This is a genomic window from Burkholderia alba (assembly GCF_034721475.1).
In the GTDB taxonomy this organism is placed as follows: Bacteria; Pseudomonadota; Gammaproteobacteria; order Burkholderiales; family Burkholderiaceae; genus Burkholderia; species Burkholderia alba.
The window spans coordinates 69,384-80,077 of sequence record NZ_JAWJWL010000022.1 but is presented as its reverse complement, the minus strand read 5'-3'; the positions used below and the strand labels follow the sequence as shown (position 1 = coordinate 80,077).

General features: G+C 67.8%; 9 protein-coding genes. 4 read left to right on the top strand and 5 right to left on the bottom strand.

The annotated features are described in order from the left end of the window. Window positions 1–8: 8 nt before the first annotated feature. The 4 genes from RZR99_RS23555 to RZR99_RS23540 all read right to left on the bottom strand — a co-directional run bounded on the left by RZR99_RS23555 (window position 9) and on the right by RZR99_RS23540 (window position 5,276). The gene (locus RZR99_RS23555; RefSeq protein ID WP_323122241.1) at window positions 9–1,340 is read right to left on the bottom strand and encodes an MdtA/MuxA family multidrug efflux RND transporter periplasmic adaptor subunit; all 1,332 of its coding nucleotides are present in this window, start codon (window positions 1,338–1,340) and stop codon (window positions 9–11) included. 289 nt (window positions 1,341–1,629) lie between these two features. Next, window positions 1,630–2,457, bottom strand: a complete 828-nt coding sequence (locus RZR99_RS23550) for an IclR family transcriptional regulator (RefSeq protein ID WP_323122183.1) — start codon at window positions 2,455–2,457, stop codon at window positions 1,630–1,632. Window positions 2,458–3,040: 583 nt separating this feature from the next. Beyond that, window positions 3,041–4,996 carry a PhoX family protein gene (locus RZR99_RS23545; protein WP_323122182.1) on the bottom strand — a complete coding sequence of 652 codons (1,956 nt, stop codon included), beginning with the start codon at window positions 4,994–4,996 and terminating at the stop codon, window positions 3,041–3,043. Between the two features lie 136 nt (window positions 4,997–5,132). Continuing rightward, window positions 5,133–5,276, bottom strand: a complete 144-nt coding sequence (locus RZR99_RS23540) for a hypothetical protein (protein WP_323122181.1) — start codon at window positions 5,274–5,276, stop codon at window positions 5,133–5,135. 187 nt (window positions 5,277–5,463) lie between these two features. On the opposite strand from RZR99_RS23540, the gene RZR99_RS23535 reads away from it, so the two are divergent. The 4 genes from RZR99_RS23535 to RZR99_RS23520 all read left to right on the top strand — a co-directional run bounded on the left by RZR99_RS23535 (window position 5,464) and on the right by RZR99_RS23520 (window position 9,951). Further along, window positions 5,464–5,910 carry a hypothetical protein gene (locus RZR99_RS23535; RefSeq protein WP_323122180.1) on the top strand — a complete coding sequence of 149 codons (447 nt, stop codon included), beginning with the start codon at window positions 5,464–5,466 and terminating at the stop codon, window positions 5,908–5,910. 88 nt (window positions 5,911–5,998) lie between these two features. Beyond that, window positions 5,999–6,463 carry an Rrf2 family transcriptional regulator gene (locus RZR99_RS23530; RefSeq protein ID WP_323122179.1) on the top strand — a complete coding sequence of 155 codons (465 nt, stop codon included), beginning with the start codon at window positions 5,999–6,001 and terminating at the stop codon, window positions 6,461–6,463. 159 nt (window positions 6,464–6,622) lie between these two features. Continuing rightward, window positions 6,623–7,264, top strand: coding sequence for an NAD(P)-dependent oxidoreductase (locus RZR99_RS23525; RefSeq protein ID WP_323122178.1), 642 nt, complete (start codon window positions 6,623–6,625; stop codon window positions 7,262–7,264). Between the two features lie 173 nt (window positions 7,265–7,437). After that, window positions 7,438–9,951, top strand: coding sequence for a mechanosensitive ion channel family protein (locus RZR99_RS23520; RefSeq protein WP_407655492.1), 2,514 nt, complete (start codon window positions 7,438–7,440; stop codon window positions 9,949–9,951). 63 nt (window positions 9,952–10,014) lie between these two features. Here RZR99_RS23520 and RZR99_RS23515 read toward each other — a convergent pair whose 3' ends face one another. After that, a complete protein-coding gene (locus tag RZR99_RS23515; RefSeq protein WP_323122177.1) occupies window positions 10,015–10,635 on the bottom strand; it encodes a cysteine dioxygenase family protein in 621 nt (206 codons plus the stop codon). Window positions 10,636–10,694 lie beyond the last annotated feature (59 nt).

Genomic DNA, 10,694 nt, shown 5'->3' with positions numbered 1-10,694 from the left:
GGCCCGTCTTATTGCGACTGGGCTTGCGACGCGCCCCTGCGATGATGGCCGCCGCGGGCCGCCGACGCGCCCGCCGCGCCGGAGGCGTGTTTCGGCCTGGCGGCCGGGATCGTGATCGGCGAGCCTTCGCGCAGGCGGTCCGAGCCGTCCGTCACGACCCGCTCGCCGGGCGCGAGGCCGTCGACGATGCTGGTGCGTTCGCCGTCCACCGGCCCCGGCTTGACCTTGCGCACGGTGACGGTGTTGTCGGGCTTCACCACGTAGACGAATTGCCCGATCGAGCCGGTCAGCACGGCGGAGGTCGGCACGATCGTCGCGCCGTGCATCGTGTCGACCAGCAGGCGCGTGTTGACGAACTGATTGGGGAACAGCATGTTGTCCCGGTTCGCGAAGGTCGCGCGCAGCTTGACGGTGCCGGTCGTGGTGTCGATCTGGTTGTCGAAGGTTTCGAGCGAGCCGGTTTCGAGCACCACCGTGTTGTTGCGGTTGTAGGCGGTGACCGACAGCGTGTTGCCCGCGTTCACCTGCTTGAGGATCGACGGCAGGTTGTCTTCCGACGTCGTGAAGATCACGCTCATCGGCTGCAGCTGCGTGATGACGACGAGGCCGTTGGCGTCCGACGGCGTCACGTAGTTGCCCGGATCGACCTGCCGCAGGCCGACGCGGCCCGACACGGGCGCGGTGACGCGCGCGTAGGTGAGGTTGAGCTTCGCGGAATCGACGGCTGCCTGGTCGGTCTTGACGGTGCCTTCGTACTGCTTGACGAGCGATGCCTGGGTATCGGCGGTCTGCGTCGCGATCGAGTCCTGCGCGACCAGCGTCTGGTAGCGCTTCAGGTCGAGGCGGGCGGTCGCGAGCAGCGCCTGGTCGCGCGCGAGCGTGCCTTCCGCGGTGGCGAGCGCGACCTGATACGGGCGCGGATCGATCTGCGCGAGGACGTCGCCCTTCTTGACCATCTGGCCTTCCTGGAATTCGACGGACTGCAGGTAGCCGGACAGCTGGGTCTTCACGGTGACGTTCGCGAGCGGCGTCACGGTGCCGAGCGCGCTGAGGGTGATGGGCATGTCGCCCTGCGTCGCGGTCGCGACCTGGACGGGCTGCGGCAGGTTGGCGAGCGCCGACGGACCGCCGTGCTTGCGCGAGCCGCCCGCCTGGCCGGCGGACGGGGTGCCGCCGCTGCCGCCCCGGCTCCACGGATGCCACCACAGCAGACCGCCGATCACGATGACGGCAAGCACGACGACCGACACGATCAGCTTGCGGCGTGAGCGCGGGGCGGCCGGCGGGTTCGGGTTCGAAGGAAGGGCGGAGCTTGGCGTTTGCTTTTCTTGGTTGTCCATCATTCGATCTGGAAGACAGCTTGCTGGATGCGGGGCGGGTGCGTCCGGGCCGCGGGCGCACGAGCAGCCCGGCCTCGTGGGCCCGCCCACGCTGCACGGACAGGGTGCGCCGCAACGTGCGGCACAAGGATGGGTGAGATGCTACGTCCCCGTGCGGCGGCCCGTCCAGCGATCTATCTTTCAGAGGGTTACTAAGGTTACAGATGGCCGCGGGATGAACGCCGTGTGACAGAACCGCCAGCTTTCAGGCCGGCTTCGGACCGGGGCCGACCCCGCGCCGGCGAAGGGGTCACGCGTCGCGATGCGGCCACGCCGAGCCGCCGATTTCCCGGGTGATCTTCGCGATGCATTCGCGCAGCGCCGGCATCGCCGTCGACAGCAGCCATTCCGGCGGGCACTGGTGCGAGGCGCCGCCGCAGTTGACCGCATAGCGCTGTCCGGACGGGCCGACGAAGCCGGCCGCGATCGCATTCAGGCCCTCGCGCCATTCGCCGATCACCATCGCGTACCCCGCTTTCGACGCGTCCTCCAGCGCAGGATTGAGGCGCGCGACCACGTGCGGCCAGTCGTCGCCCGAGGCGGCCTGCAGCGCGCCGATCAGTTCGCGGCGCTCGTCCTGTTCCAGCGCGGCCAGATACGCGCGTCCGACCGCGGTGCGGGCGATGTCCATCCGGGAGCCGATGTCGAGCCGCGTCACCAGCACGGCGGAGCGCGGCCGGATCACGTCGATCACCACCATGTCGAGCCGATCGCGCACGGCGAGGTGAACGGACAGCGAGGTCTGTTCGGCGAGCCGGGCAAGGAACGGCCGCGAGCGGGCGCGGATGTCGAAGTTGCGCAGGAAGCCGTTGCTCAGTTCCAGCACCGACGCGGTCAGTACGAAACGTTCGCTGTCGGGCAGTTGGAACAGGAAGCCCGCACTGACCAGCGTCGCGGTGATGCGCGACACCGTCGGTTTGGGGATACCCGTCAATTCTGTCAGTTCCCGGTTGCTGACCGGTGCATCGGCGGCCGCGATGCGCCGCAGGACGGCGAGCCCCCGGGCGAGGGCGGTGATTTCGTCGGGCGCGGCATCCCGGTCACGGATGGCGGTGGTCGTCGCAGTGTGGTTCGGCACGGATTGGCTCTCTTTTCCGAAACTCGATTTCAAATTTTTATGAATCGTAAGATGAATGGCAAATGATGCACAAATTTAGCGCAGGGCGATCATTTCATGCAATATTATTAACTAACCCATACGGTATTAGGGAAACGCCTAATCACGCAGTGCAGCAAATCGGCCAATCCGACGTATTTTTCGCTTGACTTGTCCCGCGGAAACGGAAAAAATGTCTCTGAATTTCGAAACATCGTTTCGCAGTTTAATCCGAAATGATGGTTCGTGCAGTCTCTCAGGTTCTAGCACGGCCCTCGGAATGGCTAGAACTTTTTTAGCGCCACGGTCTCCGTGGCGCTTTTTTTTTGCCTGTCCGGGTTGGCGAAGAAGAAATGGTTGTTTTCCCACTATATGGGCAATTGACTGGCGAGCCGAAGGGCCGGCCGGACCTCGACCGAGGCAGTTGGAAGGGGGGCGGCCGCCCCGCTGCGGGTGCGGCCGTGGGGCGCGCGACAAGAAAAAAAGCGCGGGGCTCCGAAGAGCGCCGCGCCCAAACCGGCGTGGAGCCGCCGACGAATGAACGTGATGAAGAAAGCGGGGGAGGTCAGCCCTTCACGAGCTTGATGCTGGTCGGCTCGGCCGTAAGGTAGCCGACGCTCGCGCCGAAGCGGCTCTTGTAGTTGTCGTTCACGAGCGGGTCGAGCGCGGCCTTGACCTTGTCGTGCAGCGGGCTTTCCCAGTCGCCCGCATGCTGGAAGTTGCTCATGATGTAGGTCCAGCCGTTGATCTCGTCGACCGCGTGCAGGCCGGTCGATTCCGCGCCCGCCGGACACGACAGCACGCGCGCGCGCGATTTCGTGTCGACGTTGTACGCCCACAGGAAGTTGTTCACGTGCATGCCCGAGTCCTCGCCGATGAACAGCGTGCGCAGCTTTTCCGAGAACTTGAGGTTGTCCGGGTTCGCGATCTTGTTGGCGTGCGCGAGATTGCCGAGCGCGTCGGCCGACGCCAGATCCTCGCCGACGAGCGCGGCGGGTGCGCTCATGTCGACCGGCACCCAGTCGCTGTCGATCGGCGCGCCCGCCGCATCGCGCTGACCGGCCTTGAGATTGAGCGCGTAGACCGCGCCGGCGGCGATCTTCTTGTCGAGCGCCACGTCGCGCGACACCGCGTTGCCTTTCACCATCGATGTTTCGATCCGCGACATCGCCATGTAGACGATCTTGTCCTTCGCGTTCACCGTCGTGCCTTCCAGCTTCGTGAACGCCATGCTGCCGCCCGCCAGCGCCGCGTAGCGGTGCGTTTCGAGGAACGCCGCCGCCTGCTCCATGCCGGGCTTCACGCGCACCCAGTTGAACTTGCCGCCGAAGTGGATCTTGGTGAAAGCCGGGTCGGCGGGGTCGGCCGTCGCGACGTCCATGATGTCCGATGCCTTCAGGCGGTTCGCGAGCGCTTCGATGTCGGCGCTCGTCGCGTGGCCGATCCTGATCCAGCCGAGCGTCGCCGCGCCCGCGCCGGCCGACGACGTCTGCGTCCACTTGCCGACGTACAGCGTGCCGGCGGAGAGGTCGGCCGCCTTGTCGGCGATGAACATGAAGAGGCCGCCGTTGGTCGCGTCGTCGCCCATCATCACCGTGCGCTGGTCCGGCATCACCTGGATCAACTCGTGCGAGATCCGGCCGAGGCAATAGTGCTTCCTGACGCTGCCCGTGCCGTCCGGATTCACCGTGATCTCGGGCAGGTGGCCGTAATGGTACGGATTCGCGGCCGTTTCGCTGCCGAACGTGTTCAGGCTGAAGGCCTTGAACTGCGCGTCGGACGCGGCCTTGGTCGCATCCGGCTCGTATTCCTCGCTCGACAGGTGGGTATTCCACGGCGACAGGCTCGCGCCGCAGGTGATCCACAGCCCATGCGCCTTCGAGGTGTCCACGTTGTGATATTTGACGAGCTTGAGCGCGCCCGTGGCCGGATCCTGGTCGAGCGTCAGGACCGCGATCGGCGACGGCAACTGGCCGTAGACGGAGGCGCCTTTCTGATCGCGCGTCGTGTATTCGAACTGCACGACCGCGAATACCGTGTTGCCCTTGACGCCGGCGACGCTCGCGTTGCGCAGCGACAGCAGCGAACTGCCGTCCGGGCAATCGGAGTAGAACGGGCGTTCTTTACCCGCGACCGACGTGTCGCGAATCGGCTGGTTGTTGATGTCGTAGTAGCCGCCGGCGAGTATCGTGCCGCCCTTGCCGTCGGGTACTAGGTCGCCGGTCATGAAGAACGGGCGGTAGGCGAGCTTGTAGCTGCGCGACGAACCGTCGCTGAACGAGACCGACAACGTCGAGCCCACGGTCGTCTGCGCCATCGCGCTCGGGTTGGCGAGCGTCGGCGCGGCCATGGCCGTGAACGCTGCCGCTGCGAAATTCGCGGCGGGCGTCGTCGTGCCGTTGTCGTCGCCGCCGCAGCCGGTCAGAAGGGCAGGGAGCGCGAGACCGCTTAGCGGCAGCATCGGGGCACCGGCGAGGATCTTCAGCGCCTGACGACGGGAGGAATTGGGCAACGCGGGCATGGGGAGTCCAGTTTCGTTATGGGTAGCCGGCCTTCGTGTTCCAGGGAAATGGAAAGTATCCGGAAGGCTGTTTGAAAACTGGAGGCGAGTGTAAGGCCCTTAAATGAAAGTTTTTTGAATTGAATTTGTAGGGTAATCAATCGATCGCGGCGTTGCCCGATTTGAGGCGACCGGAGAGGGCCGTCTCCTCGTTTGCCGGGGGCGGTCCTTTGGGCGGTATGCCGGGCGTGAAGCGGGACACGGGCGGCGCGGCGACCGGCCCGCCGGTGGAACGGGTCATGGTGCGCAGCCGGACCCGACGCGAGCGGAACAGGGCGATTCGGTAGATCGGACACCACGGCCGGCGGGGGGCGGCAGGCGAATTCGAAATCAATTTGTAAAAAATAAACAACCTGCGACGGACCGATCCCGGTGCGTCGTATCATGCTTTTTTTACTTGCAGGCGCCGCTTTGCGGCGCATCGAGCCATGACGACTCATTTTGCTCGCCGTAGTACGCCCTGGATTCGTGCCGCCGCGCTCGCGGCAGTCGCGGCGGCCACATTGCTGGCCGGCTGCAAGAAGGCCGAGACGCCCGCCGCGCAACCCGATACCGCCGCGAGCGCCGCCGCACAGGCCGCGGCGCAGGCCTCGCAAAAACTCGATCAAGTCGCGAGTTTCGTCAACCAGCAGATCGATGCGGCGAAGCAAGGGGTCGCGTCGGCTGCGTCCGCGGTGCCGCCGCTGAGCGCCAGTGCGGTGTCGGCGACCGCGCAGGCGCACCTGCAGGGCGCGGCGTCGGCCGTGCTCGGTCAGGCGGCGGCCGTCGCCGGAACCAGTCTTGAAACCGCCGGCCGCAAGCTGCAGCAGTGGAGCGAGCAGAATGCGCCGGCCGCGTCGGGCAGCGCGGCGAGCGGGGCGAAGAGCGGCGAATAAAAACCTTGCGCCGCCGATTAAATGTAATTACTATGGTTACATATTGTCGTCGAGCCACGGCTTGCAAGAGCCGTCGGGCCAGTGGGTCATGAATACGAGCAGCCGATTCGCGTTCGCCGTTCACGTGCTCGCCTTGCTGTCGTTGCAGGAAGGCGTGCCGCTGTCGTCGGACATCATCGCGGGAAGCGTCAACACGAATCCGGCGCTGATCCGTCGCCTGCTGTCGATGCTGGCGGCGGCGGGGCTCACCACGTCGCAGCTCGGCGCGGGCGGTGGCGCGCTGTTGGCGCGCGAACCGTCGGAGATGACCTTGCTCGACGTTTATCGCGCGGTCGACGACGCGCAGCTGTTCGCGTTGCACCGCGAGACGCCGAACCCGGCCTGCATGGTGGGGCGGCACATCCAGGGTGTGCTGACCGATTACATCGGCGATGCGCAGCGGGCCATGGAGGCGTCGCTCGCCACCCGAACGCTTGCGGACGTGACGGCGGACGTGCTGCAGTCCGAGGCGCACCGGCAGCACGGCGCAACCGAAGCGGTGAGCAGCAAGTAGCAGGACGGCACGGCGTGTCGGGGCGATCGTCCCGGCCGCTGGTCTGGGCGGCCGGTGGGAGCGCGGCCGGCAACGAGTCACATGGGGATCAACCATCCCTTTTTTTTATCCTAATATGTAATTGAGTTGATTACATATAACTCTGTCTGGAGAAACGACATGACGCAACGTACTTTGAAAATCGCGCTGTTTGGGGCAACCGGCACGATCGGTTCGCGGATCGCCGCCGAAGCCGCCCGCCGCGGCCACCAGGTCACGGCGCTGTCGCGCAACCCCGCCGCCGGCACGGCGAACGTGGCCAGCCGGGCGGCCGACCTGGCCGATCCGGCGAGCGTCGCGGCGGCGCTCGCCGGCCATGACGTCGCGGCGAGCGCGTACGGTCCGAAGCAGGAGGACGCGGCGAAGGTGGTGAGCGTGACGAAGGCGCTCGTCGAGGGCGCGCGCCAGGCGGGCGTCAAGCGCCTGATCGTGGTGGGCGGCGCGGGATCGCTAGAAATCGCGCCGGGCAAGCAACTGGTCGACGCGGAAGGCTTCCCGGAAGCCTACAAGCCGGTCGCGCTCGCGCACCGCGACGCACTCGCCTACCTGAAGACGGCGACGGATCTCGATTGGACGTTCTTCGCTCCGGCTGCTCTGATTGCGCCGGGCGAGCGCACGGGTACGTTCCGCACCGGCACGGACACGTTGATCGCCGATGCCGAGGGCAACAGCAAGATCTCGGCGGAAGACTATGCGGTCGCGTTCGTCGATGCGATCGAGCAAAATCAGTTCGTGCGCCGGATCGCAACGGCGGCGTATTGAGCATGACCGGCGCGCGCGGTTCGGCGCGCGCTTGAAGAGAAACGACGCACGCGGCGCACGGGCTCACTCGTGCGCCGCGTGCGTCGTTGCGGGGCCGGCCGTCGATTTCGCCGCAGGCGCGGCGTGCACTTGGGGCTACACTGGCGAGCCAGTGCCATCCCCCGATCGATCGCATGCCGATTTCTTCCCGCTTGAATGGTCCGGTGCCGTGCGCCGTCGTCTGGCTCGCCGTATTGGCGGGTTTCGCGTGGCGGCTGCGCCGCGCGGCGCCCGGCGTGGCCGCCTGTCTGCTGGCCGTCGCGTTCGCGAGCGCCGCGCAGGCCGCCACCGCGCCCGGGCTGGCCACCTTCCAGAAAATGATGGCGCCGTCCACGGCGGAACCGGCGTCGACCGCATCGGCCGCGTCGGCCGCCACGGCGGCTTCCGCGCCGTCGGCGGCGAGCGCGGCCGAGATCGCCCGGTCGTTCAACGCCGTGATCAGGATGCTCGACAACGACCGTCAGCGCACCCAGCTCGTGACCCAGCTCAAGCAGTTGCGCGACGTTGCACAGGCGGCGCAGGTGGCTTCCCCGCCGACGGCCGCGTCGTCGCCCGAAGCGAACGCCGGACTGCTCGGCGCGATCGCATCGGGGATGGCATCCGTCGAGGCGAGCATGCGCCAGGGCGATACGCCCGCGCGCTACTGGACGGGGCGCTTCTATGCCGCCGGCAACGAGTTGGTTGCGATCGTGAGCGGACAGGGCCGCGAATCGCTGGGCCGTGTGCTGCTCGATCTGGTCGTGATGCTGGCCGGCTGGGGCGCGTGCGGGGCGGCGCTGATCTGGGCGCAGCACAAGCTTTGGGCGCACTACGGCGTCGTCGTCAAGCTCGATCCGAATCCGAGTGCGCGCGAGATGCTGGTTTTCGCACTGCGGCGGGTGGGTCCGTGGATCATCGCGTTCGCCGTCGTGCTGGCGATCGCGCACAGCCTGCCCGACTCGCTCGGCCGCACGCTCGCGCTGGTGACCGCGTACGCCAGCGTGTCGGGCTCGGTATTCGCGGCGTTGTGCCTGATCATGTTCGCGCTCTTCAGCGCGGGGCACCGGCGCGCGGCGGGGCGGCTGCTGATCGCGCGGTCGTGGCGCCTGCTGCGGGTGATCGGCGCGCTCGGCGCGCTCGGCGATGCGGCGCTCAACTACGACGTCGCGCAGCAGCTCGGCTCCAATCTCTCCGGCCTGATCTCGATCTTCGCGAACATGACGGCCGCCGCGCTGTGCGCGTATTTCGCGCTGGCGTTTCGCCGGCCGATCGCGCATCTGATCCGCAATCGCGGCTACGCGCAGCGCACCGGCCATCGCGCGGCCACCGAGATGTTCGACTTCGCGGCGTCGATGTGGCCGGCGCCGGTGCTGCTGCTTGCGTTCGCCGCCGTATTCGGCACGCTGATGGGGCGCCATTCGTCGTCGAACCTGCTGCAGACGTCGATCGTCACCGCGCTGCTGCTCGTGCTCGCGTTCTTCCTGTCGGCCGTCGTGCTGCGCGTGACGCGGCCCAACCCGGTTCATCGCAACCCGCGCCGCAACCGGTCCGCGTATGTCGCGCGGCTGGTGCGCTTCGCCGGGTCGCTCGGCACGCTGTTCATCTGGCTCGGTTATGTCGAACTGACGTCGCGCCTGTGGGGCGTGTCGCTCGCGCGGATCATCGAGCACAGCGTCGCGGCACGCGGCATCGCGCAGGCGGTCACGGCGATCGTCATCACGCTGTTCGTGTCGTGGCTCGCGTGGATCATTATCGACACCGCGATCCTCGAGGCGCTCAATTCCGCCAGCGCGCGCGGCAAGGGCCGTAACCCGAGCCAGCGCGCCCGCACGATGCTGCCGCTCGTGCGCAACGTCATGCTGGTGACGATCATCACGGCCGCGGGCATCGTGACGGCGGCCAATCTCGGCATCAACGTGACGCCGCTGCTGGCCGGCGCGGGCGTGATCGGTCTCGCGGTCGGCTTCGGCGCGCAGTCGCTGGTGTCGGACCTGATCACCGGGCTGTTCATCATCATCGAGGACACGATCTCGGTCGGCGACTGGATCGACGTCGACGGCGGCCACGCAGGCACGGTCGAGCATCTGACGATCCGTACCGTGCGGCTGCGCGACGGGCAGGGCGCGCTGCATTCGATCCCGTTCTCGCAGATCAAGATCGTGAAGAACCTGTCGCGCGACTACGGCTATGCGGTGTTCGAGGTGCGCGTGCCGTTCTCGGCGGACATCGATCAGGTCACGCGGATGATTCGCGACGCGGGTTCGGAGCTGTGGAGCGACGGCGCGATCCGCCGGCTGATGCTGGGCGCGGTGGAGGTGTGGGGGCTCGACCGCTTCGAGCCGAACTGGATGATCGTCAAGGGGCAGATCCGCACGCGGCCGCAGCAGCAGTCCACCGTGATGCGCGCGTTCAATGTGCGGATCAAGCGGCGGATGGACGATGCGGGCATCGAGATTCCCGTGCCGCAGATGCAGGTGTACACGTCGTCGCCGAAGGCCGTCGCGGCGCAGAGCCGCCGCGACGGCGAGGCTCGGGCGGCCGGCGAAGGGGCGCCGTCGGCCGCGCACACGGGGCCGGCGCAAGAGCCGGCCGCGTCAGGCGGGGCGCCGGCACCGGCGTCGGGCAAGGCCACGCCGGCCGAGGGGCGGCGCGAGGGCGGGGGCGGCTGATATGTGCCGCTGCCGGGGCGGGCGGCCGGAAGATGCCGGCGCTCGCGGCCGGATGAACGCTGCTCAGGCGCCGGCGCGAACCTCGACGATCTCGTTCACGTGGGTGGCGATCCGTTCGCCGGGCACTCCGTACACATGCAGCGACACGGCGGGCGCATCCGCCGCCGCGCCGCCGTGCCCGAGCCGGTGGATGCCCGTCATGCCGGCGCGCACGTAGGACACGGCGCCCGTTTCGCGCGGATGGCGGCGGGCTTCGGTCGCGCAGCCGGCCGCGTCGTGCCAGTCGTAGACCGATTCGCTCAACGTGCCTTCCAGCACCGCATAGCCGCACCAGGTCTGATGGCCGTGAACGGGGCTCCATTGCCCCGGTTGCCAGACCAGCGATACGACCGCGTAGCGGCCGAGCGGATCGGCCGCGAGCAGGTGGCGGCGATAGGTGTTCGCCGAGCCTTCGCGCTGCGCGGGCGTGAGCAGTGCCGGGGCCGCCGCGGCCTCGGCGAGCGCGGCGCGCAGATCGCGGGCGAAGGCCGCCGTGAGCGGCGCGTCGGCGCCACCGCGCAGCGCGCCGTCGATCCGTGCGCACAGACGCGCGAGCGGAGCGGGTTCCCGGCGCGGCGCGGCGGAGGCCGGTCGCGCGAACGGCAGGTCGGAGGCGGACGAAAGGAGCAGGGTGTCGTGGTTCATCGGTCGATCGGCAGGTCGGGCGCCCGCTGCGATTGCCGCGGGCCGGATACGTATTTATA